The 26206-nt window shown below is 43.4% G+C and carries 23 protein-coding genes; 16 read left to right on the top strand and 7 right to left on the bottom strand.

Annotated features, from left to right (window positions below; translation table 11 throughout):
- Positions 1-34: 34 nt before the first annotated feature.
- Positions 35-1987 carry a TlpA family protein disulfide reductase gene (locus AC3WJC_RS09740; RefSeq protein WP_492398891.1) on the bottom strand — a complete coding sequence of 651 codons (1953 nt, stop codon included), beginning with the start codon at positions 1985-1987 and terminating at the stop codon, positions 35-37.
- Positions 1988-2066: 79 nt separating this feature from the next.
- On the opposite strand from AC3WJC_RS09740, the gene AC3WJC_RS09735 reads away from it, so the two are divergent.
- The 3 genes from AC3WJC_RS09735 (at position 2067) to AC3WJC_RS09725 (ending at position 4854) form a co-directional block, all read left to right on the top strand.
- Positions 2067-3326, top strand: a complete 1260-nt coding sequence (locus AC3WJC_RS09735; RefSeq protein ID WP_492398890.1) for a TCR/Tet family MFS transporter — start codon at positions 2067-2069, stop codon at positions 3324-3326.
- A 71-nt stretch (positions 3327-3397) separates the two neighbouring features.
- Positions 3398-4015 (top strand): recombination mediator RecR, encoded by a 618-nt coding sequence (gene recR / locus AC3WJC_RS09730; protein ID WP_492398889.1) that lies wholly within the window; start codon positions 3398-3400, stop codon positions 4013-4015.
- Positions 4016-4017: 2 nt separating this feature from the next.
- A complete protein-coding gene (locus AC3WJC_RS09725) occupies positions 4018-4854 on the top strand; it encodes a glycosyltransferase family 2 protein (protein WP_492398888.1) in 837 nt (278 codons plus the stop codon).
- Between the two features lie 49 nt (positions 4855-4903).
- Here AC3WJC_RS09725 and AC3WJC_RS09720 read toward each other — a convergent pair whose 3' ends face one another.
- Entirely contained in the window at positions 4904-5767 is an 864-nt protein-coding gene (locus AC3WJC_RS09720; protein WP_492398887.1) for an SDR family oxidoreductase, read from the bottom strand.
- Between the two features lie 284 nt (positions 5768-6051).
- On the opposite strand from AC3WJC_RS09720, the gene trpD reads away from it, so the two are divergent.
- The 4 genes from trpD (at position 6052) to trpA (ending at position 9699) form a co-directional block, all read left to right on the top strand.
- Positions 6052-7041 (top strand): anthranilate phosphoribosyltransferase, encoded by a 990-nt coding sequence (trpD, locus tag AC3WJC_RS09715; protein ID WP_492398886.1) that lies wholly within the window; start codon positions 6052-6054, stop codon positions 7039-7041.
- A gap of 2 nt (positions 7042-7043) precedes the next feature.
- On the top strand, positions 7044-7664 hold the full coding sequence (locus AC3WJC_RS09710; RefSeq protein ID WP_492398885.1) for a phosphoribosylanthranilate isomerase: 621 nt from the start codon (positions 7044-7046) through the stop codon (positions 7662-7664).
- 5 nt (positions 7665-7669) lie between these two features.
- A complete protein-coding gene (gene trpB / locus AC3WJC_RS09705) occupies positions 7670-8851 on the top strand; it encodes a tryptophan synthase subunit beta (protein ID WP_492398884.1) in 1182 nt (393 codons plus the stop codon).
- Between the two features lie 71 nt (positions 8852-8922).
- Entirely contained in the window at positions 8923-9699 is a 777-nt protein-coding gene (gene trpA / locus AC3WJC_RS09700) for a tryptophan synthase subunit alpha (protein ID WP_492398883.1), read from the top strand.
- Here trpA and AC3WJC_RS09695 read toward each other — a convergent pair.
- Positions 9694-10314, bottom strand: a complete 621-nt coding sequence (locus tag AC3WJC_RS09695) for an L-threonylcarbamoyladenylate synthase (RefSeq protein WP_492398882.1) — start codon at positions 10312-10314, stop codon at positions 9694-9696. The genes trpA and AC3WJC_RS09695 overlap by 6 nt on opposite strands.
- Positions 10315-10494: 180 nt before the next feature.
- Entirely contained in the window at positions 10495-10725 is a 231-nt protein-coding gene (locus tag AC3WJC_RS09690; protein ID WP_492398881.1) for a helix-turn-helix domain-containing protein, read from the bottom strand.
- A 143-nt stretch (positions 10726-10868) separates the two neighbouring features.
- Here AC3WJC_RS09690 and AC3WJC_RS09685 point away from each other — a divergent pair, with 143 nt between their 5' ends.
- The 5 genes from AC3WJC_RS09685 (at position 10869) to rsmD (ending at position 14865) form a co-directional block, all read left to right on the top strand.
- Positions 10869-12095, top strand: a complete 1227-nt coding sequence (locus AC3WJC_RS09685; RefSeq protein WP_492398880.1) for an MFS transporter — start codon at positions 10869-10871, stop codon at positions 12093-12095.
- 67 nt (positions 12096-12162) lie between these two features.
- Positions 12163-12939, top strand: a complete 777-nt coding sequence (locus AC3WJC_RS09680) for an SDR family NAD(P)-dependent oxidoreductase (RefSeq protein ID WP_492398879.1) — start codon at positions 12163-12165, stop codon at positions 12937-12939.
- 31 nt (positions 12940-12970) lie between these two features.
- A complete protein-coding gene (locus AC3WJC_RS09675) occupies positions 12971-13513 on the top strand; it encodes a GNAT family N-acetyltransferase (RefSeq protein WP_492398878.1) in 543 nt (180 codons plus the stop codon).
- Between the two features lie 30 nt (positions 13514-13543).
- Positions 13544-14344: a DUF3822 family protein gene (locus AC3WJC_RS09670; RefSeq protein ID WP_492398877.1), complete on the top strand. Its 801-nt coding sequence runs from the start codon at positions 13544-13546 to the stop codon at positions 14342-14344.
- Positions 14332-14865 (top strand): 16S rRNA (guanine(966)-N(2))-methyltransferase RsmD, encoded by a 534-nt coding sequence (gene rsmD, locus AC3WJC_RS09665; RefSeq protein WP_492398876.1) that lies wholly within the window; start codon positions 14332-14334, stop codon positions 14863-14865. The genes AC3WJC_RS09670 and rsmD overlap by 13 nt, the downstream gene beginning before the upstream one ends.
- Here the strand turns inward: rsmD and AC3WJC_RS09660 are convergent.
- Together AC3WJC_RS09660 and AC3WJC_RS09655 are read right to left on the bottom strand one after the other, a co-directional pair.
- A complete protein-coding gene (locus AC3WJC_RS09660; protein WP_492398875.1) occupies positions 14848-15207 on the bottom strand; it encodes a Rieske (2Fe-2S) protein in 360 nt (119 codons plus the stop codon). The genes rsmD and AC3WJC_RS09660 overlap by 18 nt on opposite strands.
- 2 nt (positions 15208-15209) lie before the next feature.
- A complete protein-coding gene (locus tag AC3WJC_RS09655) occupies positions 15210-15974 on the bottom strand; it encodes a hypothetical protein (protein ID WP_492398874.1) in 765 nt (254 codons plus the stop codon).
- A 98-nt stretch (positions 15975-16072) separates the two neighbouring features.
- Between AC3WJC_RS09655 and AC3WJC_RS09650 the strand changes: the two genes are divergently transcribed.
- Complete coding sequence (locus AC3WJC_RS09650) at positions 16073-16696, top strand: 7-carboxy-7-deazaguanine synthase QueE (RefSeq protein ID WP_492398873.1); 624 nt, start codon at positions 16073-16075, stop codon at positions 16694-16696.
- Between the two features lie 39 nt (positions 16697-16735).
- Entirely contained in the window at positions 16736-18637 is a 1902-nt protein-coding gene (locus AC3WJC_RS09645; protein ID WP_492398872.1) for an OmpA family protein, read from the top strand.
- A gap of 5 nt (positions 18638-18642) precedes the next feature.
- Here the strand turns inward: AC3WJC_RS09645 and AC3WJC_RS09640 are convergent, their stop codons facing one another.
- Positions 18643-20559 carry an AMP-dependent synthetase/ligase gene (locus AC3WJC_RS09640; RefSeq protein ID WP_492398871.1) on the bottom strand — a complete coding sequence of 639 codons (1917 nt, stop codon included), beginning with the start codon at positions 20557-20559 and terminating at the stop codon, positions 18643-18645.
- 761 nt (positions 20560-21320) lie between these two features.
- Here AC3WJC_RS09640 and AC3WJC_RS09635 point away from each other — a divergent pair.
- Entirely contained in the window at positions 21321-24485 is a 3165-nt protein-coding gene (locus AC3WJC_RS09635; protein ID WP_492398870.1) for a SusC/RagA family TonB-linked outer membrane protein, read from the top strand.
- A 5-nt stretch (positions 24486-24490) separates the two neighbouring features.
- Positions 24491-26116, top strand: coding sequence for a SusD/RagB family nutrient-binding outer membrane lipoprotein (locus AC3WJC_RS09630; RefSeq protein WP_492398869.1), 1626 nt, complete (start codon positions 24491-24493; stop codon positions 26114-26116).
- The last annotated feature ends 90 nt before the right edge of the window (positions 26117-26206 follow it).

Here is a 26206-nt window from a genome sequence, read left to right as displayed (position 1 = left end):
ATCGCTTTTTTTATGTGTTGTATGCTACCGGTAATTACTTGCCTGTAGAAATGGCTTTTGAGTTGATACCGGCTTTGGCGGCTGTAGGGCTGACCAGCATATCTACCATGCTGCTTACCTCGTTCAGTACGCCTTCATCTGTACCAGAAAAACCTACGTGTTTAAAGCGGATATTACCGGTTTGGTCGATCACAAACTTGGTTGGTATACCTGATACGTTGAATGACGATACCACTTTTGACTGGCGGCCATCACTTCCTTTTTCATCTAACAAAACATGGAAAGTGTATTTGTTATCAGCAATAAACTTTTTAACGCCGGGTACAAAGTTATCACCGCTTTCCCAGGTATCAATAAACAGGAATTTCACGTTAGGGTTGTCCTTGTATTTATTAACAGCTAACTGCATACCCGGGAAGGATGCCTTGCACGGGCCGCACCAGGTAGCCCAAAAATCAATGATCACCACTTTCCCTTTCAGGCTGGCCAATGATACTTCTTTACCATCAAAATCCTTTAAAGCGAAAGCAGGCGCGGTTTCATTGATCATGGTTTTGGCCAGTTCTTCACGGGCTTTTTCTTTCGCGGCTTTATCAAACGCGCCAACATAAGCGTCGAAGCCGGTTTCGCTGCCTTTTTGCTTTACGTAGATCTTTTTTAGTTCTTCGCGCAGGGCGCTTGAGCCTTTACCGTCTTGTAATGATTTTTCAATGATTTCCTTAGCTTTATCCGTTTTTCCGCTTGCTGACAGGATCAGGGCATAATGCTCCGTGATCTCCGCATCAGGGGTAGGGGTGCTATCGTAAACCATTTGCTGATATTTTAAGGCCTCAGCATAATTACCTTGTTTATATTTAATAAAGGCATAAGTATCGGCATACATGTTATAGGATGCGCGGTTGTTGGCCTTTGCCTGTTTTACCGACTGGAAAGGAGCCGGTTTTGGATTAGCATAAGCGGCATCTAATAAATCTAACGATTGCTTTGAGTATTTTTCGGCCTGCTCAAGGTTAGTGCCTTTTTCGGCCATTGGCCAGGCCACGTTATTTAACGCACCTGCAAGGCCCGATTTATCTTTCATTTGCGCGGCATATTTTTGATAGCCTGCATCATTTCCGGCCTGTAAGTAGGCTGATGCCAATTGCATCCTATAGTTATCTATAAGGGTTGCGTTATCCTTATTTTCAGGATATTTAGCCAGGTAGGCGTTAAATGATGCTTCCTTTTTAGCCGGATCTTTTTCCATATTGAAAGCCATGCCTTCCTCGTTCTTAGCAAGCTCACCTTTAGGGAATTTAGCTTTAATAATGGCGTTAACTGAATCAGCCTGTGTTTTTTTACGCTGACGGGCATACCAGTTGCTCAGGGTCAGCAAGTCTTTTTCATCCTTGCTTTTGCCTAAAGCGGCTATCTTGCTGTCAATTATTGTTTTGTTAGCTTCATCTTTAGTAGATGATAAGGCGGCAAGATAATTCAGCAGGTGTTCTTTTTCACTTTTAGGATAGGCGGCAAACTCTTTTTTATAAAGCTCGTTAGCCCTCGCTATACTTGCGGGTATTTTAGCAAAATAATCACCCATGCCTGTTTGTATGAGGTATGCCTCATTAGCATAAGCGCCTTCAACAGGCTTACCGCCTTTGTAAACCTCGTATATATATCCCTTACCATCGTTATTGTCAATATTTTGGCCGTTAGCCAGGCGTACATAAAAAGCGGTAGCGGTGGCAGGTACGGTAAACTCGCCTTTAAATAGTTTGCCATCCTGAGTAAGGTCAACATCGCTCACCGAGTAGGTTTTCTCTAAAAAATGCACGGTGGCTTCCGGTTTGCCGCCCAGGTTTGCGCCGGTAGTATCGTATGTAAAAGTGATTTTTTGATTTGCCGCGGGATTTGATACCGATAATTTCATTCGTTCAGCGGTTTGCGCGAAGGTGCTTTGCGCCAGCAGGGGGAGCAGCAAAGCGGATAAGAGTTTAAAGTTTTTCATGATAACTATAATTTTAGTGAATCTAAAAATTATATAATTAATAACCAAAAATTTAATCGATACTTCATTACTTTGCACAATGGAAAAATCTGCAACGCAAAACCAGCAGCGTGGTTTACTATTTATATTTATAACGTTGCTGGTTGATGTTATTGGTTTAGCTATCGTAATCCCGGTTTTCCCTAAACTTATTGAAAAGCTGATACACGGTAATGTAAGCCAGGCATCAGGTTATGCAGGCTGGTTACTGGTGGCTTACTCCATTATGCAGTTTTTGTTCTCGCCGGTAATTGGCAACCTGAGCGATAAATATGGCCGCAGGCCGGTGCTGCTTATTTCATTATTGGGTTTTAGTGTTGATTATTTGTTTTGCGCCTTTGCGCCAACTATAGGCTGGCTATTTTTGGGGCGGGTAATTGCCGGTATTACTGGTGCCAGTTTTACTACCGCGTCTGCCTATATAGCCGATGTTAGCGCCCCCGAAAAACGTGCCCAAAATTTTGGCATGATCGGCGTGGCTTTCGGTCTTGGTTTTATCATCGGGCCGGTATTAGGTGGCATACTGGGTAAAATAGATACCCATTATCCGTTTTACGCGGCAGCGGCACTGGCATTACTGAATGCGCTGTACGGCTATTTTATATTACCCGAATCATTAAGTAAAGAAAACCGCCGCGAGTTTGATATTAAACGGTCAAACCCGATGGGCTCCTTATTGCAGCTCAAAAAATATCCATCAGTTGTAGGTTTGGCGCTGTGCCTGTTCATTGTATATTTTGCCGGTCATGCCGTGCAAAGCGTGTGGACTTATTATACCATCGAAAAGTTTAAATGGAGTGAAGACCTGATCGGCTATTCATTAGGCTTTATCGGTTTGATGATCGCCATAGTACAAGGCGGATTGATCCGCATCACCATACCTAAGCTGGGGCAGGAGCGGAGTATATGGATAGGGCTGTTGCTGTACGCTATTGGCATGTTATTGTTTGGGCTGGCCAATGAAAGCTGGATGATGTTCGCTTTCATGATCCCTTACGCCCTGGGCGGTATTGCCGGCCCCGCTTTGCAGGGCATCATGACCAGCGAGGTGCCGCCTAATGAACAAGGCGAACTGCAAGGCGGCTTAACCAGCTTAATGAGCCTGAGCTCCATATTCGGCCCGCTGTTCATGACGCAGATCTTCTCCTATTTTACATCCGGAAACGCGCCCATTCACTTACCGGGCGCGCCGTATTATGTGGCATCGGCACTCATGTTACTGAGTGTTTGGCTGGCCGTGCGCAGCTTTAAAAACGTACATAATCATAATAAGCAAGTTGAAGTTATGGTTCCCGAATAATATTACATTCGGCTTGCCGCAGGCCATTAATATGGAGAAAAAGCTTGGCTTAAATTAGCTATTTTTGCAGGATGAATTTTTCTTCAAAACTGCTGGAAGATGCTGTTGCAGAATTTGCCAAACTGCCGGGTGTAGGTCAAAAAACCGCGCTGCGTTTGGTATTGCACCTGCTTAATCAGGATAAACCGGAAGTAGAGAAATTCAGCCGCAGCATTAGCAAGCTGCGTAATGAAATACAGTTTTGCCGGGTTTGCCACAATATTTCCGACACCAACATCTGCGAGATCTGCGCGTCGCACAAGCGGGATAAAAGCCTGGTTTGCGTGGTTGAGGATACCCGCGATGTGATGGCTATTGAAAACACCAACCAGTACAATGGTATATACCATGTTTTGGGCGGACTGATATCACCGATGGATGGCATCGGTCCATCAGATCTGCAAGTAGATACCCTGGTTGAACGCCTGGGCACAGGTGAGGTAAAGGAGATCATTTTCGCGCTGAGTGCCACCATGGAAGGAGATACTACTATCTTCTATCTTAATAAACGTGTAAAACATTTAAATATAACTATCTCAACCATCGCCCGTGGCATAGCTTTTGGTGGTGAATTAGAATACGTGGATGAAATAACGCTTGGCCGGTCCATTGCTACGCGCGTTCCGTATGAAAATTCGCTAACCCGGTAGTTATGAAGTTATCCGTAATAATAGTTAATCACAACTTATGTATGTGGTTAAGGCAGTGTATTAGTTCTTTAATAGCTGCCCGTGATGGTGTTGATTGTGAAGTACTTGTGGTTGATAATGCATCTGCTGATAAGTCGGTAGAGATGGTGGAGTCAAAATTTCCGGATGTACGTATCATAGCTAACGACAGAAACGAAGGCATTGCCAGGGCATTGAATCAGGCTATAGAATCATCAACAGGGGAGTATGTTTTTCTGGTCAGCCCAGATACAATAGTGAGCAAAGACACCCTGGTTAAGGTAATTGATTTTATGGATAGCCACACGGATGCAGCCGGTTCAAGCATACGCATGGTTACGCCGCAGGGCAATTTTATCCGTTCATCAAAATACGGACTTACCCGCAAATGGAACCTACTGCTTAAATGGGCAGGCCTGTCAAAATATTTTGCCAAATCGCGCATAACCTCTTTAAATTATTCGCAGCCGGATGAATTTGAAACCGCCGAGATCGATGTGCTCAACCGTTCGGCCATGCTGCTGCGCCGGTCGGCACTAAATAAGGTGGGTTTGTTTGATGAGCGTTTTACCATGTTTGGTTACGATGTAGATCTGTCCTTCCGGCTAAAGGTTGAGGGTTTTAAAAACTACTATTTTCATAAAACCTACGTAATCAACTTTAACATTAAGCCGGTTCAAAAATACACGTTCAGTTATCTTAAATATTATTACGGGGCAATGTTCGCGTTTATCTCAAAGTACCTGTTTGAGACACCAAAACTTACTTTAGGAATGCCCGTTAAAACACTGTATACACCCAAGTACGAAATTGAGCAATAAAAAAAGCGGCTGTGTGATTCACACAGCCGCTTTTTTATCAAGGATAAAATTAACCGTTAATTACTTCGCCGCCGTTAACGTGCAATATCTGGCCGGTGATGTATGATGCATCATCAGATGCGAGGAATACATAAGCAGGGCCAACTTCGGATGGTTGCCCGGCACGGCCAAGCGGCACATCCTGCCCGAATTTCGAGATCTTTTCTTCGTCAAATGTTGATACGATCAGCGGTGTCCAGATCGGGCCTGGTGCTACACCATTCACACGTATCTTTTTCTCGGCCACGCTTGTCGCCAACGACCGAGTGAAGGTGGTTATGGCACCCTTAGTTGATGAATAGTCGATCAACCCCGGCGATGAGCGGTATGCGGTTACCGATGTGGTGTTAATAATAGTGTCACCCTCTTTTAGATATTCCAGCGCGGCCTTTGCAAAGTAAAAGTAAGCGAATATGTTGGTGCGAAAAGTGGTTTCCAGTTGCTCATCGCTAATGTTCTTAACATCCTCCTGCGGAAATTGCACGGCGGCATTATTTACCATAATGTTGAGCTTGCCCAATTCGTCAACAGTTTGTTTTACTGCGTTCGCGCAAAACGAGCTATCCTTTACATCGCCTTTAATCAATAAGCATTTACGACCTGCTGCTTCTACCAGTTGTTGGGTTTCTTTAGCATCGGCATCTTCATCAAAGTAAACAATGGCTACATCAGCACCTTCTTTAGCATAATGTACGCTTACGGCACGGCCAATGCCGCTATCGCCGCCGGTAATCAGGGCTACTTTGCCGTTCAGCTTATTGGCAGGTTTGTAGTTGCTGCTGATATATTCCGGCTTTGGGTTCATTTCCTGTTCGATACCAGGTTGGTGCTGTTGCTTTTCACCAGGTGAAAATGATGTTGGTTTGTTTTCCATAGTCTATGTTTTGTTCTACCAGAACAAATAGATCAGGATTGAGTTTCCTTTAAATAAAAAATATTAATTATAAATAGTTGTTTTGATGTTTCAGGACTATTCAGATTATTTTTATAAAAATTGCTTTTCAAAAAAATATTTACATATTTGTGCTGTAATGAAAACGACAATATTAAACAACAACTGGTGGTGGCTTAACGAGTAATCGTAAGGCAATTCCGTTTTTGTTTTTTTTAAATAATATTCAGAAGGGTTGCCACAAGGCAACCCTTTTTTGTTGGCACATGAAACAGATATTAAATTATTTATTTGAGCATAAAACCTTTAGCCGCGAGCAGTCAAAAGAAATTCTGACCGACATAGCGCAGGGTAAATACAATACATCGCAAATGGCCGCGTTCATGACGGCTTACTGCATGCGCAGCATTACCGTGAGCGAGCTGGAAGGCTTTCGTGATGCAATGCTGGAGCTTTGTCTGCCGGTGGATATAGAGCATGACACGCTGATTGACCTTTGCGGTACCGGCGGCGATGGTAAGGATACCTTTAACATATCGACCCTGGCCTCCTTTGTAGTGGCAGGGGCGGGTTATAAGGTAGCCAAGCACGGTAATTACGGCGTATCCTCGGGCTGTGGTTCATCAAATGTGATGGAGTACCTGGGCTATCAATTTACCAGTGATATGGATACCCTGAAACGTAATGTTAACGTGGCTAACATTTGCTTTTTGCATGCCCCGCTGTTTCACCCGGCCATGAAAACCGTTGCGCCCATCCGCCGCGAGTTGGGGGTGAAAACATTTTTTAACATGCTGGGTCCGCTGGTTAATCCGGCAAAGCCGAAAAACCAGTTGGTAGGTGTTTTTAACCTGGAACTGGCAAGGGTGTATGCTTATTTATACCAGCAATCAAAAGCAAAATACACCATTGTAAACGCGTTGGATGGTTATGATGAGGTATCATTAACGGGCGATTTTAAAACTTTTTCTGCCGATGGCGAAAAGATAAATGATATCGAAAGCCTTGGCTTTGAACGTTTGGATGCGGCCGAAATAGCAGGCGGGCACACCGTTGCCGATTCGGCAGCTATATTTACCGGCGTACTTAACGGGGCTGGTACGGCAGCTCAAAACAATGTAGTATTATGCAATGCGGCACTGGCTATACGGACTATCCATCCCGAAAAAAGCTTTGCTGATTGTTACTACGAAGCCGAAGAAGCTTTACATAGCAAGCGCGCACTTAATAGTTTTAAACAGCTAATTGAAAACTAAAGGTGAAGATCAAAGTTTGCGGTTTAAAGGAGCCCGGTAATATTGCCGAAATAGCGGCATTGCAACCCGACTATATGGGTTTTATATGTTACGAAAAATCGCCGAGATATATAGATAGACTCGAGGCGGAGGCTTTAAATCAGGTATCCGAAAGCATTATCAGAACTGGTGTTTTTGTTAATGAAGAGGCCGAGCAGATCAATGCGCTGATCGAAAAATATAAGTTTAAAGCCATCCAGCTACACGGCAGCGAAACACCTGAATTTTGCGCCTTGTTTAAGGGTAGGGCACAGGTAATAAAGGCTTTTGGTATTGATGCTGATTTTGATTTCGATACCCTAAAACCTTATGAAAAGGTGGTTGATGTATTTTTGTTCGATACCAAAACCGCGGCACATGGCGGCTCGGGCAAAACGTTTGATTGGCAGGTGTTAAGTAACTATACGTTGGATGTACCTTTCTTCCTTTCGGGCGGTATCGGTTTAGAGAACCTGGAAGAAGTGGAAAAAGTTGATCATCCGCAGTTAGCGGGACTTGACCTCAACAGCCGGTTTGAACTATCGCCGGGAAATAAAGATATAAACAAGCTGAAACAGGCTTTTGAAATAATTAAGCAACTATAATGCACATGAAATACGGAGTTGATGAACATGGTTACTACGGCGATTTTGGCGGAGCTTACATTCCCGAAATGCTGTACCCCAATATTGAGGCGTTGCGCGCGCAGTACTTAAAGGTACTGGATGATGATGATTTTAAAGCGGAGTATGACCAGTTACTAAAAGATTACGTTGGCCGCCCTTCGCCGCTATACCTTGCCAAACGCTATTCAGAAAAATATGGCGCTAATATATTCTTCAAACGTGAAGATCTGAACCATACCGGCTCCCACAAAATAAACAATGCCGTAGGGCAAATATTACTTGCCGAACGCCTGGGCAAAAAGCGTATAATCGCTGAAACCGGCGCGGGGCAACATGGCGTTGCAACGGCTACCGTTTGCGCCTTAAAGGGGCTTGAGTGTGTGGTATACATGGGCGAGATTGATATGGAGCGCCAGGCACCAAACGTTGCCCGTATGAAGATGCTGGGCGCTAAGGTGGTACCTGCCACATCAGGCAGTAAAACCTTAAAGGATGCTACAAATGAAGCTTTGCGCGACTGGATAGGCAACCCGGAAGATACGCACTACATCATTGGCTCGGCAGTAGGGCCGTACCCATACCCGGAAATGGTGGCCAAGTTTCAATCGATCATATCTTATGAAACAAAAAAACAATTGCTGGAGCAAACCGGCAGCGAATTGCCGCAATATGTGTTGGCCTGCGTAGGCGGCGGCAGTAATGCTATCGGTATGTTCTATAATTTTCTGGATGATGAATCGGTGAGGCTGATAGCGGTTGAGGCAGCGGGTAAGGGTGTTGAAACCGGCCACTCGGCTGCTACCACCTCGTTAGGTAAAGAGGGGGTATTGCATGGTACCCGTACAATTTTAATGCAAACAGAGGACGGGCAGGTGGTTGAACCTTATTCTATCTCTGCCGGACTGGATTACCCAGGCATAGGCCCGCAGCACGCCCATTTGTTTAAAGTAAACCGTGCCGAATACGTAAGCGCGACAGATGATGAGGCGTTGAATGCCGGTTTATTAGCCTGCCAGTTAGAAGGCATCATCCCGGCAATTGAAAGTGCCCACGCGTTGGCGCACCTCGAAAAAATGACCTTTAACCCCGGCGATAACGTGGTGATCTGCCTGTCGGGCCGTGGTGATAAAGATCTGGATACGTACATAAAGCACTTTGGATATTAATTAGTCCATAGTCCATGGTCGATAGTCAATGGTGGCTATGGACTATGGTCTATCGACCATCGACTAAACACATGAACCGTTTACAAACTCTTTTCGCGAATAAAAAAAGTAACCTGCTGTCTATCTATTTTACGGCAGGGTACCCTGAACTGAACACTACGCTTGATATTGCTGAGGCACTGGAAAAAGCCGGGGCTGATTTCCTGGAGATCGGTTTTCCTTACTCTGACCCGGTGGCAGATGGGCCGACCATTCAGAAAAGTTCAGAAAAAGCACTGGAAAACGGCATGACGCTGAATGTATTATTTGAGCAATTAAAGCAACTGCGTGAACTTGTTAATATCCCGGTTTTGCTGATGGGCTACATCAACCCGATAGTGCAATATGGCATCGAACGTTTCTGTAAAAAAGCTGCCGAAGTAGGGGTGGACGGCGTGATCGTACCTGACCTACCTATTTACGAGTACGAAAAGCTTTATGCTGATACCTTTAAGCAGAACAACCTGAGCAATATATTCCTGGTAACACCCAATACCAGTGAGGAACGTATCCGCAAGATAGACGGGCTGAGCAACAGTTTTATTTACCTGCTGTCATCGTCATCCATAACCGGCAGTACGTTAAATGTATCAACTTCTATTGAGGATTATTACCAGCGGATAAAAGAGATGGAGCTCGCTAACCCGACTATCATTGGTTTTGGTATATCAAACAATGCATCCTACACCAAGGCTTGCGAGTATGCCAACGGCGCAATTGTAGGCAGCGCGTTTGTTAAACACCTGGCCACAGATAATTACCTGCAAACCATCCCTGATTTCATTAATAACATCCGGCCGAAATCATAGATACAGGTCGAGGTCGCCTTTGCCTTCGCGGATCACTTCAAAGTCGCCCGAGGTGCAGTCGACAACGGTAGAGGCCAGGTTGCCGCCATATCCGCCGTCGATCACCAGGTCAACCAGATCCTCGTATTTCTCGTGGATCAGTTCCGGGTCGGTGGAGTATTCCATGATCTCATCCTCATCCTTAATAGAGGTCGACAGGATGGGGTTACCTAACAGGCGCACAATTTCGCGGGCAATGCTGTTATCAGGCACACGTATACCCACTGTTTTTTTGTTGGAGCTTAGTAACTTAGGTACTGCATGGCTCGCGTTAAAAATAAAGGTAAACGGGCCAGGCAGCGCCTTTTTTAATACCCGGAAAGTGGTATTGTCGATAGGCTTGATATAGTCGGATATATGGCTCAAATCATAACATATAAATGAAAAGTTGGCTTTCTCCGGCTTAATGTTACGCAGGCGTGCAATACGCTCAATAGCTTTATGATTGGTGATATCGCAACCCAAACCATAAACGGTATCAGTAGGGTAAATGATGATGCCCCCTTTACGCAGCACCTGCACCACCTGTTCAATAGTGCGCTCGTTAGGGTTTTCGGGATATATTTTAAGTAACATTTTATTATTAATAATGAGCGTATTGAAACTCTTGAGCAGTTTCGGCAAAAGTACTCAATTATTAAACGGCTGCATTCATTTACTGTTTTGCGGAAGTCAACTTTTAGTGAGCCGCTATAGGTTGTTTTCAGTTAGGAGTACTATCAATTAAAAAGCATCGTGTTACCGATGCTTTTTAAGTTAAGCTTGAAGCCTGTTTTCTACGGGGTCTATCAGTTGGGTATAATCAACTTCAAGGGCATCAGCTATTAAAAACAACCTGTCTAAACTTATTTTTGAATAGCCAAGCTCGATTTTACTGTAGGCATTTTGCGAAATATTAATTTTCATGGCTACATAGTCCTGCGAATAATTACGCGCTTCACGTATCTTCCTGATATTGGCAGCTACAAATTTGGTTTTGGAATGCATAAGTTTAATTCCGTTTTTATTTATAATGGTAATTAAATTAACTACGAGATAATAAGCCGGATGGATTTTGAATAACTATTAAATGTAGATAGCTCACTTTTACAGGCGATAAAAAACTTAAAAAGCTATCTTTGCCACCGGCGATGAATGATGACACGGAAATATATCCTACCCCGGTAACTACACCCCAAAAAAGTATCTATACCCTGCAATTTGGCTTGCTGTGTTTAAGTTCCCTGTTGTTTTCGGCCAGCTTTAATATGCTGATACCGGAGCTGCCGGCTTACCTGAGCAGTTTGGGCGGCGCGGAATACAAGGGATTGATCATTGCCTTATTTACACTTACCGCCGGTATATCCAGGCCATTCAGTGGTAAGTTTACCGATACTATTGGCCGTGTGCCCATCATGGCTGTTGGCTCCGTTGTTTGTTTTATATGCGGGTTTTTGTACCCGTTGCTGGCTACCGTTAGCGGCTTTTTATTTTTACGGCTGATACATGGTTTTTCTACAGGTTTTAAGCCAACCGCTACCGCAGCTTACGTTGCGGATATTATACCGCAAAGCCGCTGGGGCGAAGCGCTGGGCATACATGGCTTGTGTTTTAGTACAGGCATGGCCATTGGCCCTGCAATAGGCAGTGCCATAACGTTATATTACTCTATTAATGTGTTGTTCTACAGTTCATCGGCACTGGCATTAATGTCTATAATTATACTGATGAATATGAAGGAAACACTAAAGCCGAAACAACGCTTCAGCATGTCCCTGTTCCGCATATCAAAAAGTGATATTATCGACAGGCACGTTATCCCGGCAGGGGTAGTTACTTTAATATCCTACATGCCGTATGGCGCTATACTCACATTAATTCCTGATTGGTCAAAGCATTTAGGCATCGCCAATAAAGGCCTGTTCTTTATGGTATTTACCATCGCCTCGCTGCTTATCCGTTTTATAGCCGGAAAGGTATCTGACAGGCATGGGCGTGTTAACGTGATCCGGGCGGGTATAGCTATCATTACGGTATCGTTAATAGTGGCGGGCTTTGGTACCACGCCATTTGTGTTGATGACCGGTGCGGTGTTATTTGGTATTGGCTCGGGCATTGCCTCACCGGCCATTAACGCCTGGACGGTTGACCTGAGCGATCCGCAATACCGGGGCAAGGCGGTGGCTACCATGTACATCTCGCTTGAGGCCGGTATTGGTTTAGGCGCGCTGCTGGCTGGTACGTATTACCAAGATGTAATAGCGCGTATATCCATAAGCTTGTTTATTTGTGGTGGCATAGCGCTTGTTGCCCTATTGTACATGTTTATATGGCAGCGTACGCCTTTATACAAACCACGCGCTTTAAACCAGTATTAATTTAATTATTACTCAAAACATTTTAGTTTTTAAGGGTTTATTTTAACAAACATTAACCGTTAAAAACATGGGTATATTACAATCAAAAATAGCGTTTATAACAGGTGCTGATTCCGGCATCGGCCGTGCGACGGCCATCGCCTTTGCAAAGGAAGGCGCATCAGTAGCCATCTGTTACCATTCTGACGAAGAAGGAGCTAACGAAACCAAAGCACGCATACAGGAGCAGGGAGTTAAAGCATTAGCATTTAAGCTTGATGTAACAGACGAAGAAAAGGTGAACGAAGCCATAGATAACATTATCAGCGAACTTGGCGGACTGGATATATTGGTAAACAACGCGGCCGTTAACGGCTCAAATATAAAAGTGGCCGATATGGATACCAAAACGTTCGACCTTTGTATCCGCACCAACGTTTATGGGCCGTTTTTTACCAGCCGTAAGTTTGCCAGGCATCTGGCCGAGAAAAATATAAAGGGTAAGATCATCAATATATCATCCATACACGAAGAGATCGCTACCCCTGGCAATGCGGATTACAACGCCTCTAAAGGCGCGCTGCGTAACTTTACCCGTTCGCTGGCGCTTGAACTGGCCGAAACCGGCACCACTGTAAACAACATCGCTCCGGGTATGATACTTACTCCCATGAATCAAAAGGCGATGGATGACCCGGAACAGTTGAAAGAAGCTACTTCACACATACCGGCCAAACGCGCCGGCAAGCCCGAGGAGATAGCTGCCGTGGCTTTATTTTTAGCATCGCCTGCGGCAAATTATGTTACCGGCTCAACTTACACCATGGATGGCGGGTTGATGATCAACCTGGGACAGGGTGCATAACTGTTAAATTTATAATTATATTGGCTGTACAATGGCCAATATAATTATTGAAACAGAACGTTTGGTTCTGCGTGAGCTTACGTTAAATGATGCCGGATTTATATTGGCTTTATTAAACACGCCCGGCTGGTTAAAAAATGTTGGCGACCGGAACGTGCATACCATTGCCGACGCGGAAAAATATTTGCAGGGCCCTATAAAAAGTTATGCCGATCACGGCCTGGGTTTATGGGCCGTAACCCTAAAAACCGATGGTGCCGCAATCGGTTTATGCGGGTTGATTAAGCGGAACGATCTGGAAGATATTGATATAGGGTATGCCTTATTTGAAGAATATTCAGGCTGGGGATATGCTTTTGAAGCAGCAGATGCTGTGGTTAAAAAAGGGTTTACTGATTTTGGCCTCAACCGAATTGTAGCTATAACCATTCCGCAAAACAACCGGTCTCAAAGGTTATTAAACAAGCTTAATTTTACGCTTGAAAAGGAAATGTATATGCCGGGCGATACCCAATTGCTGCAACTTTATAGTATAAATAAACCGCCTGTAAACATGCTTTATCCTGAGCAATAAAAAAATATTACTTTTGCTGCTACTGTATACATGAACAATCCTGCATTTAATTATCATGACGAAGCTTTCGGGCTTGATGCCGCGGCAAATTATACCTTACTGGTACAATTACACCGCGATAGTTTTACCTACGCTGTAACAGAAGGCAATAAACTGCTGGTATGCGAAAGCGGCCATCCGCTCGAAGAGCTTTCGGCACCCGAGGAGTTGACCGATATTTTTGAAGCGGGGTACAAGCAGTTGGTTGTTGGCGTGCCTGCAACCGGTTTCTCATTGCTGCCGGCACAAATTTATGATGCGGCTAACGTTACAGATTACGCCCGTTTGCTAAATGTACAGCCAACGGAAAGTGTATTAACGCAAAAGCTGGATGCCGAAAACTATATCATTTATAAAGCAGATACCAAACTTGTTGATCTGGCTAAAACGCGCTTTGGCCTGGAGAATACCGTATTCAATTCAAACGGTTGGATAAAGGCGGTTAAAGCTATCCCGGCTGATGATGTGCTGTTTATCAACCTGCTGGATAGCCGTGTAGAATTACTTTATTATCGGTATCAAAAAATACGCTATTACAATAGTTTTGAATACGGCAATAACGATGATGTGATTTATTTTGCCGCCCTTGCCGCGAAAGCGATCAATATGGAACCCGCCGATCTCCGTTTATATGTAAGCGGGGCGGTAGAAAGTGATGATACGTTGATCGGGTCAGCACTGCAATACTTCAAATCTGTTGAGCTTAATACCATCGGTTTAATGGAATTGCCGAAGGAGATTGAAGCGCAGCAAATACTCTCGTTAACAGCCTTGTCATTATGCGTATTATAGGCGGTACGCTGCGCGGGTTACGCTTAAATCCGCCTAATAATTTACCGGCGCGCCCAACTACCGACCTTGCTAAGGAAGCCTTGTTCAATATCCTGCAAAATCAAATTGAACTTGAAGAGATAAAAGTGCTCGATCTGTTTAGCGGTACGGGTAACCTCTCGCTTGAGTTTTCGTCAAGAGGAGCGAGCCATGTTACAGCGGTTGACCGAAACATAGCAGGGCTTAACTTTTTGAAGGATATGGCTAAAAAACACAGCCTCGAAAATATCAAAACCTACCGGGCCGATGTTTTTAAGTATCTGGATATGGAAACAGAGCAGTATGATATTATTTTCGCTGATCCGCCTTATGATCTGAATCGCATACCTGAAATTGTTAAGGTGGTATTTGAAAAGGATCTGCTTGTTGCGGATGGCCTGTTAATTATCGAACATCAATCCATGCAAAACCTGAGCAATCATCCGGCCTTTGTTGAGCAGCGCAAATATGGCCACTCCTCATTCTCATTCTTCAAAAAGTGAGTTATCACGGCTGAATATATTCCGTACTTTTAGCCAGAACGAGCTGATCCCCACGTAAATATTACCCTTAATTATTTTAACCGGATAGGTGCGTACATAATCGCCTTGACCGGTACTGCCACGCCCATTTTCCAGCGAGTAAGAGAAACGGTGTACAGGGCATACCAGTTTGCCCTCATTACACCAGCCCCGGCTCAAATCTTCACCGGCATGTGGGCATCGTGCAGCTAAGGCGTATACCTTTCCCTCATACCCAACCACACAAATGCTTTTGCCTTCTGCTTTTATCTTTTTTATAAAGGTATCTTCAGGATTTACATCATCAACCTTAAACCAATTCATGCTTAAAAATCAACTTGTAAATTCATTACCGCCGGGTTGCGTATAATTTCGTCCATATCAGTGGTTAGGGTAACGCTTCGCCTGTCGGCGGATAGTATGGCCTTTGGATTGTTGACCTTTTTCACCGGTTTCGCAAAATTAAGTACCACCTTGTAAGGCATATCAATCAGCATAGCCTTGGCCATTACCAGGGTTGATTGCGTTTTCTTTAAAAAAGCGTTGAACTTTATCTTGTCAACTATCCGGCGGAAACGGGTAGGCGTAATCTCGTAGGTATAATAATCTTGGCTGCCTATTAATGATTTGGAGTCCGCCTCGGTGTTGCGGCCTTGTCCTTTGGTGAGCGAGCTGAGCTGGCTGCTTTGCGATATTTTAGAGATGTTTTTAAGGTAATATTCCAGGTCGGCGGTATTTTTAGCATAGTGGCTTACCTTTACATTCATCAGGCTTTTTTGCAGATCCATCTTAACGGCAAGGTCACTGGTTTGTGCCAGCTTAACGTCCTCGGCCGTCATGGTACGCTGAATGCTATCAGGTATCGCGCTGTAAAAGTTAAGTACGGTATCCTTTTTCATGGAGAATTGCGGTGTGGTGCGTAACGAGTCGGTCATCAGGTTTTGCAAAACCGATATAGCGCGGCTCATATCAAAACCGTAAACTACCCTGCAAGATCCATCGGCGGCAAAGCTGTAACGCTCCTCAATATCAACGCATGACGATAGCAAGAACATGGCAATGAGCGTGATAGGCAGGTAGCGTTTTTTCATCAAGGTAAATTTAAAGTAATAATAATCAATATTCATCAAAATAAAAAAGCTTTAAAAAACGGCTAAGCCGCTAATGTGTATATTTGCCGATTATTACTATGGCACATCAAATTCCGGACGACGGCACATTGCTTCCCTTAATGGAAGAGTTTTATACGATACAGGGAGAGGGGTATAATACCGGTAAGGCTGCATACTTTATCCGTTTAGGCGGGTGCGATGTTGGTTGCCATTGGTGCGATGTAAAGGAGAGCTGGGATGCCGAACTGCATGCGCTTACCGCCGCAGATACCATAGTAGCCAATGCTTCAAAGTTTCCGGCTAAAAATGTGGTGGTAACCGGCGGCGAACCATTGATCTATAATTTGGATTACCTTACTACACAGTTACAGGTAAATGGTATCCGCACTTTTATCGAAACATCCGGTGCTTATCCGCTTTCGGGTAATTGGGATTGGATTTGCCTTTCTCCTAAAAAATTCAAAGCGCCATCGCCTGATGTTGCTTTGATGGCGCAGGAGTTAAAAGTGATCATCTTCAACAAATCCGACTTTGAATTTGCCGAGCAGAATGCCAAAACCGTATCGCCGGATTGTAAGCTTTATTTACAGCCCGAATGGTCGCGCGCAAAGGAAATGACGCCGCTGATAGTAGATTATGTAATGAATAATCCGCAATGGGAAATTTCCCTGCAAACGCATAAGTTTTTAAATATTCCCTGATTGTTGTAACTTGGTTTACGTAACATCGTAACAGGGTTTATGCGCTATGTATTTCTGCTGTTCTTATTATCATTAATTGCCTTTAACGCATCCGCCCAAAGCGGGCAATATACCAGTACTGACAAGCAGGCAATAAAGCATTTTGTGGCCGCCAACCGTTTAATGGACGAACGGCTATTTGATGAAGCCGCCGCCGAACTTAACAAAGCCGTAGCCGCAGATAGTAAGTTCATTGAAGCCCATATTCAGCTTGCCGACCTGGCGCGGAGAAAAAGGGATTACACCACCGCGATAACCCATTACCGTAAAGCCATAGCCATTAATGTCGACTTTAACCGTGCCGTATACTTAAAAGTGGGAGAGGTTGAAGTTACCGAGGCGCAGTACGATCAGGCTAAGCAACATCTGCAAAAATACCTTACGTTCGGCAACATCACCCTGCAAAACATGGCTTATGCCCAAAAGCTGATAGCCGATTGTGATTTCGCTGTCGTGGCGGTGAAAAATCCGGTTTCGTTTAAACCGGTAAATCTGGGTATGGGCGTAAACTCAGCCGATGATGAATATATGCCGGTGGCTACTGCTGATGAAAGCACACTGATATTTACCCGGAAAGTAAATAACAATGAGGACTTTTATAAAAGCGAAAAGAAAGGAGATAAATGGCAAACCGCTGCTTACCTGAGCAGTAATATTAATACGCCAAATTATAACGAGGGGGCACAATCCATATCTCAGGATGGGCATTATCTTTTTTTTACAGGATGCAACCGGCCGGATGGGCGGGGCAAATGCGATATTTACATCGCGCAAAAGCGGGGCGATGGTTGGGGAAAACCTGTAGGCATCAATCCACCGGTTAACACCGGTGCCTGGGAGTCGCAGCCATCCATCAGCGCTGATGGGCGTACGCTGTACTTTGTAAGCAATAAGGCCGGTGGCCTTGGGGGGTATGATATCTGGAAAACTACCTTAACCGATAAGGGGTGGACAGAGCCTGAAAATCTTGGCCCCAATGTTAATACGCCTTATGATGAACAATCGCCGTTTATACACCCGGATGATAATACGCTGTATTTTTGCTCGAACGGCTGGCCGGGTTTAGGTAATAAGGATTTGTTTGTTAGTCGGCTTGATGCTAACGACAAGTGGCAAAAACCCGAAAACCTTGGCTATCCCATCAATTCAAGCGGTGATGAAAACGGGCTGACACTCACCGCCCATGGCGATTATGCTTTTTTCTCATCAAACAAATTGCAAGGCAGCGGTGGCTTTGATATTTATACTTTTGAGATGCCTGTAAAGGCACGCCCCAAACTGGTTACTTATGTAAAAGGTAAAGTTACCGATGCCAAAACCAAAAAACCTATTGAGGCAGATGTGGAGATTGTTGACCTGGAGCGTAACCGTATAGTGTACCAGGATTACAGCGGAGCGGATGATGGCGGTTTTTTAGCTACTTTAACATCAGGCAAAAATTACGGACTGAATATATCTAAAACCGGTTACCTTTTTTATTCCGAAAATTTTTCGCTGGTAGGGCAGGTGCCTAAATCGCCGTTTATTATTAACGCGGAACTATCGCCAATTGAAGTAGGTAAAAAAGTTATCCTGCGTAATATATTTTTTGATACCAATAAATATGATCTCCGGCCAGAGTCAAAAGCCGAACTGGCTAAACTGGTACAGTTTCTGAATGATAATCCTACCGTTAAGATAGAGATCTCCGGCCATACGGATAATGCAGGCAATGATGATCTTAACAAAGTGCTTTCTGAAAACCGCGCTAAAGAAGTATATAATTACCTTACGGCTGCAAAGGTACCGGCAGCACGAATGGTATACAAAGGTTATGGCGAAACACAACCCATTGCAGATAATACTACTGAAAACGGCCGCCAGCTAAACCGGCGTACCGAATTCAAGATCATTTCGCAATAAATGGTTTACAACGCGTCATCCGCGTCGGCAGCATAAAGTTCGTCAATAGCCTGCGCGTATTTCTTTTCAATAACCCGGCGTTTAGCTTTCATGGTAGGAGTGATCTCACCCTCTTCCATACTGAAAGGCTTGCGTTTGATCCTGAAGTTTTTTATGCGTTCAAACTTAGCCAGTTCGTTAGAGAACTTGCGGATATCTTCGGCTATCCATTTTGTAATTTCGGCATCTTCGATAAATGTTTCATCTTGTTCAAAAAAGCTTTCGGGCAAGCCAAATTTAGTTTGCAACGCGTCTTTTGATGGGATGATGATGGCTGTAATATATTCGCGCCTGTCGCCAATTAAAAACACACCCTCAATACGCGGGCTTTTCAGATAAGTATTTTCAACCGGGGTTGGATAAACATTTTTGCCGTATGCGTTTACCAGCATGTTCTTCAACCTGTCGGTTATCTGGATGTTGCCTTTAAAAAAACGGCCAATGTCGCCGGTATGAAACCAGCCATCTTTATCAATAGCGGCGGCAGTATCTTCAGGCTTATTCCAGTAACCCTTCATCACACAATGCCCCCGAACAATGATCTCACCTTCTTCCGATTCAAAACCCGGCTTAAAGCTTTCGTGTGTTTGAATGGTATATATCTTTTGGGTGTCAATATTTTGTATGGCCACTTCAATACCCGGTATTACACGCCCGGCGGTACCATAAACCTGCCTGTCTTGCTCGTTAACGCTCATTACCGGCGATGTTTCGGTAAGGCCGTAACCTTCCAGTACCTTGATGCCCAGGTCGCCGAAAAATTCACCTACATTTTTCGGCAAGGCCCCGCCGCCCGAGATCATGAATTTTAGCCGTCCACCGGTTTTCTCTTTTATTTTGCTGAACACCAGCTTATCGGCAAGTTTATTCTGACTGTTTAATATCAGGCCAGGCGATCTGCCAGCTTCAATAGCGTAGCGGTATTTGCGGCCAATGCCAAGCGCCCATAAAAATATCCTGGCTTTCATACCACCGGCTTCAGTGCCGGTTTTCATGGCCTTATCCTGTATGCGTTCAAGCAGGCGGGGCACACAGTTCATAATGGTGGGTTTTACCTCACCCATGTTTTTGGCCAACAGCTCCAGGCTTTGCGCGAATACTATTTTACAACCGGCTGCCAGGCAGATATGGTATGTAGCCGTACGCTCAAACACATGCGATAGGGGCAGAAATGACAAAAATACATCTGTTTTTTCAACCACGGTGATCTGCATCAGGCTGGCCCATACATTAGCGGTGAGGTTGTGATGGGTTAACATGGCACCTTTAGGTGTGCCCGTAGTGCCCGATGTATATATAAGGCATGAAAGATCAGACGGTAAGATTGCCTCACGTGCGATTTTTATCGCGGCTTTATATTGCTTTAGTAACGATGTGCCTTCGGTAATTACCTGTTTAAAGCCTACAATGCCGGCATTTAATTTAGCGCCCGACAGGTGTTTTTCAAAATCATCAAAAGCAGGTATAATACGGATCAGCGCCGGGCAGTTATTAGCTATCTTTTGAATCTTACGAAAAAGGAAGGGATTACCCACCAATATAGTACGCGCTTTAGAATCATTCAGTATATATTCCACGTCGGCTTCGCTAAGGGTAGGGTAGATAGAGGTATTAACCCCGCCTATTTGCTGTAAAGCCTGGTCGTAATAAATATAGTCGGGCCCGTTCTCAATAATCAGCGCGATATGATCGCCTTTTTTAATGCCGATGTGCAGCAACCATGCCGATACGGCGTTGATTTTTTCAAGTGCTTCCTGGTAGGTAATATCAACCCAGTCGTTTTTTACCTTATGGCTTAAAAACGGATGTGTAACCGGGTGAATAGTTTCAACAATATTATGCAGGAGGCTTGGTACCGTGGAAAGTTTGCTATCAAAGTTCATTCAGGATAATTGATCGGTTATAATTAACACAAATCTAAATTTTATTTTGATTTATTGTTTAGACAGGGAATGTGAGCACGATGAGTTATAAAACGTTTTACTAATTTTTTCACTTTGTTATTATGTGATTTGCATCATAATTGCCAATTTATTAAAATACATTTTATCAAATTGTTATTTAATCAAACCTGATAATTCGATTTCTTAAATAAAATTATAATCTATATCTTGGTTAATAATTAAAATATTTAAAAAGTACTGTCAACATTACAGTTTTTTAATATTTTGAATAATGTTTATAAAAAAAAATTAAAAATTGTTTTGCATATGTAACATAAATGTTAAATTGCCTCAACATTTTTAAAATAACTATTGTAACCGGATAATTTATGTACAAAAAAATTACTAAGTACAACAGTATTCATCTAAAACAAAGCAACTACAGTACTGCTGCGATAGCGTATGAAATTGCCTTTAATACGATTGGGTTATTTTATAAAACTTCCGCTATTAATCATCCAATATAAATCATGGTCTCCGTTATTATCAACGGCAGGGCGTTTACAGTGCTAAAAAGATGTGTATGTTTATTAATTAAGTATTAACCTTTTAAATGAAATTTTAAAATATGAAATAAACGGTACTCCACAAATAAGTCAGAAAATACAAATCCTGTTTTCTGCAACAAACTAATTAACAAACGGCAATACCAGTAGCACCTGTTATTGCCTCATAATCAAGTCACTTTAACCGAGTAAATTATGAAATATTTTGAACATCCATCGGGTGTAAGGGATAAGTATTGGCTTAAAAAAGCCTCACTAATTTTTAAGTTTTCCATGTTAGCCGTGGCCGCTACCAACTTTAATAATGTTGTTGCGGCGCCGGTATCAGTAAAAGCCGTTGCTCCCGTTGCCGTAACCGGTAAGGTAGTTGACGAAAAAGGCGCTCCGCTTCCAGGCGTATCAGTAGCTGTAAAAGGCTCAAGTGCCGGTACTGTTACTGATGCATCAGGCAAATTCTCTATCAATGCGCCCGACAATGGTACATTGGTATTCTCATTTATAGGCTACACCACTCAGGAAGTAGCAGTAGCCGGTAAAACGGTAATCAACGTAACCCTTCAGCCAGCGCAAAACGATCTAAAAGAGGTTGTTGTAACGGCTTTAGGTATTAAAAAGGAACAACGTACGTTAGGCTATGCCGTAACTACAGTTGGTGGCGATAATCTTAACAAAGCCCGTGAAACTAACGTAATGTCATCACTATCTGGCCGTGTTGCCGGTGTGAGCATTGGCCAGGCAGCCGGTGGTCCGGGCTCGTCAGCGCGTGTTTTATTACGTGGTTTAACCAGCTTTAATGCCGGCGGCCCGTTATACGTAATTAACGGCGTGCCAATGGATAATACTCAGCGTGGCGCATCAGGTGAATGGGGTGGAGCCGACTATGGTGATGGTATTTCAAACATCAACCCTGATGATATTGAAAGTATGACCGTTTTAAAAGGTCAATCTGCATCTGCGCTATACGGTTCGCGCGCTGCTAACGGCGTTATATTAATAACCACTAAAGGCGGCAAAAAAAATTCGGGCTTTGGTGTTGAAATTAATAGCAACGTACAATTAGATAAACCGGTTGATAATACTGATTTTCAAAATGTTTATGGCCAGGGCCAAAACGGATTAAAACCTGTTACCGCTGATGGTGCTTTACAATCAGGCAACCTGGCCTGGGGTGCAAAAATGGATGGCTCGCAAGTAATTCAGTTTGATGGTAATAACTATGCTTATTCACCTGTTAACAACTACTTGTCTTTTTATCGTACGGCGCCTACCACAACTAATACTGCAACCTTTACAGGCGGTGGCGAAACGGGCAATTTCCGCTTATCAGCGTCAAATATGCGTGCAAATTCAATTGTGCCTAACAGCTACCTTGATCGTAAAACGATCAACTTTAACGGTATGCAATCGGTAACAAAAAAGTTAGACATATCAGTAATGGCTAACTATGTATATGAAACCAGCAAAAACAGGTCGGGGCTAAGCGATGGTCCGGGTAACCCTAACAACGTTACATTCCTGGCACCAAATGAGGATCAAAATATACTTTCAACAGGCGAAGGTACTTTAGCTTCAGGCCGTGAAATGACGTTTACAAATGATACTTATGTAACTAACCCTTACTTTGCAGCATATAAGTTCCAAAATAATGTTAGCAGAAAACGCTTGATATCTGCCTTAAGTGCAAAGTACAACTTTACTAACTGGTTATACGCACAAGGCCGGTTTGGTTATGACAACATTGTTGATAACAGGATAAGTATTGAGCCTACCGGAACCGCTTACCGTACAGATAATGGTACCATGACTCAAACATCTACTCAGATTAACGAGATCAATGCCGATTTATTGATTAATGGTAAGCATGATATAGTGAAGGATTGGTTACGTGTAGATGCATCAGTAGGTGGTAACATCCGTACTTCTATTTATGACCAAATGGCCATTAGTGGTATAGGCGGCTTTTTATTACCATACTTTTACAGCCTTAAAAACTTTTCAGGCCGTAACGGTATAATACCTGATAATCCTTACCCTAATAAATTACGTGTTAATTCGGTTTACTACTCTGCGGATTTTTCCTTCAAGGATTACTTAGTATTAAGTACCAGCGGACGTGTTGATGCTTACAGCAGCATTGCAACAGACCTTGGGCCTCGTAGTTTCACTCCATCCGTGTCTGGTAGCTTTGTATTCTCTGATCTGTGGAAAATGCAAAATGTTGATTTCGGTAAACTACGTTTGTCATACGCGCAAACAAGTGGTGCCGCTCTTCCTTATGCTAACAGAGTTTATTATAACGTAAATAACTCAATTAATGGTGTGCCTACCGGTGGTTTCAGCAGCCAGTTAGCTAACTTGTTTTTAAAACCTTACAGACTTTCAGAAATTGAAGCAGGTTTGGAAATGAAGTTTTTTGGTGATCGTTTAGGATTCGATCTTTCGGTTTTCAAACGTAAAACAACAGATGAAATTATCAACACAAACCTTGATTGGTCAGCAGGTTATAGCAACAGATATTTAGGCACCGGCTCAACACAAAACAAAGGTATTGAGTTGGAAATTCACGGTACTCCGGTTCGTACAGAATCATTTAGCTGGACACCATCATTTAACTTTACATTTGTTCAGAACAAAATTCTGGCAACTGATCCTGCAGAGAGTAACGTAAACTTTGGTACATACCGTCCTCAAAATGCAAGTACAGCGCTTGTAGTAGGTATGGCCGGCCCGCAAATACTGGCTTATGATTACCAGCGTAATGATGCAGGGCAGATTGTAGTTGATGCAAATGGTATTCCGGTTCAAGGAGCACTTACTCCAATGGGCTCGGCATTACCAAAATACTATGGTGGCTTTAATAACAACTTTAACTACAAACAGTTCAATCTTGCGTTTCTGATCGATTATCGTTACGGTAACAAAGTATTATCAGCAACAAATTATTACAGCATATTCCGTGGTTTGAATAAAATGACCTTAGAAGGCCGTGAGGGCGGGATAACAGTTGATGGTGTAACTGCTGATGGCGCAGCGAATACTAAGTCAGTTGAAGCGCAGGTTTACTACCAGGAGCTCGCACGCCGTATCTCATCATTAAATGTTCTTGACGGTAGCTTTATCAAATTACGTCAGGTTACATTTGGTTACAACATTCCAAATCAATCATTATCCCGTACACCATTCAGCGCGATCAACATCTCATTTGTTGCACGTAATTTATGGACAATAATGAAACGTACAGATAACATCGACCCGGAATCTAACTTCTCAAACGATGTAAGGTATGCCGGAATTGAGGGTACAAGTTTACCGTTTACCCGCACATTCGGCCTTAACCTGAACTTAAAACTTAAAAACTAACGACAATGAAAAAGAAATATATAATAGGTTTTCTGCTTGCAGGTGCCACTTTCATAGCCGGATGTACCAAGAATTTTGAAGAGATCAATACTAACCCTAATCAGGCGACAGAAGAATTTTTTAATCCGAATTATCTGTTGTCTCAGGCTCAGTTTACCTTTTCGCAAACAGGTTATGACCAATTGCTTTTTCAAAGCATGTGGACACAATCGCTGGCATCAACATTCAGCTATTACAGCAATGGTGATAAATACGTATTAGGTGGCAGCGGTACCGGTTATTACAACCGTACCTGGAACAGAGGCTACCAGGCTTTAACTTTAGTTGATGAAATGAAAAATCTGATTAAAGACAAGCCCGAATTAAGCAATCTTGATGCCTGCGGTACCATACTACGCGTAATGTTTATTCAGCGTATCACAGATCTGTATGGCGATGCTCCGTATTCAGAAGAGGGTAAAGCTAAAGAAGGCGTATTTACGCCTAAATTTGACAAACAGCAGGATATTTATACTGCTATGCTTAGCCAGCTTGAAACAGCAACCGCTGCGCTTGATGGAGCCAAAGCCGCCCCTACAGCAGATTTGTTTTATGGTAGCGCCGGAACCAACGCGGTTAAAATTGATAAATGGAAAAAGCTGGGTTATACTTTGATGCTTAAAATAGCTATGCGTATGACGAAGGTTGATGCTACCAAAGCACGCGAGTGGGCTGAAAAAGCTTACACAGGCGGTACTATGGAAGACATAACTGATAATGCCAAAGTTTATGCTGATTTTGCAAACGGTAACGGTAATGATAATGCCGCTGCTTTACTGGTTACTGATGATTTTCGTGAAGTACGTTGGGCTAAAAGGTTAATTGATTACATGAAATCAAATAACGATCCGCGCGTATCTGCCATTGCTGAAATTACCGAAGGCAACGGTAAAGCGAATAATGAAAATCGCGATAAACCGGGTATCAATACTTACGATCTACAAATTGGTATGCCAAACGGTTATGACCTTTTGGGTGGTACACGCGATATTTCAACCGCAACAGGCTATCCGGGTGCTACACCTGCTGATCCGGCTACAGAAAAGGATGCTCCGGCTCCGTTAGGTAAATATTCTCGTCCCCGTTTACGTGTATATGATGACCGTAACAGCGCGAATGTTATCTTAACCTATGGTGAGGCCGAGTTATTGTTAGCAGAAGCAGCCACACGTGGCTGGAATGTAGGAGCTGCTGCTACACACTGGACTAATGCCCTTACTGCAAACATGCAAACTTTGGCTCAAATGAACAGTTCAGGTTCTGTAGCTGTAGTAAGCAATGGTGATATATCTACTTATGTTGCAGCGCATCCGTTAGTAAGCGGTAGTGGTGCATTAGAGCAGATCAATATGGAATATTGGGTACACACGTCTGCTACGTTCAACTTTAACGAAACGTTTGCCAATCTTCGCAGATCAGGTTTTCCGGCTGTTACTGTTCCAAGCTACCCTGGCCAGTACAGTACAACATTGCCACGCAGGATGCCATATCCGGTAACTTTACCACAAACCAACGCGGCCAACTATCAGGCAGCCGTTACAAGTATGGGTGGAGATAATTTCAACACCCGTGTTTGGTGGGATAAGCAATAATTAAACTCTTTAAAGCACTGTTGAGCCTCCACCAATACGGAGGCACAACAGTGCTTTAATTTTTTAAGATAATTTCCATTCATTTTTCCT

Source organism: Mucilaginibacter sp. FW306-07-L, assembly GCF_058782065.1.
This window is presented reverse-complemented; position numbering and strand designations above follow the sequence as displayed.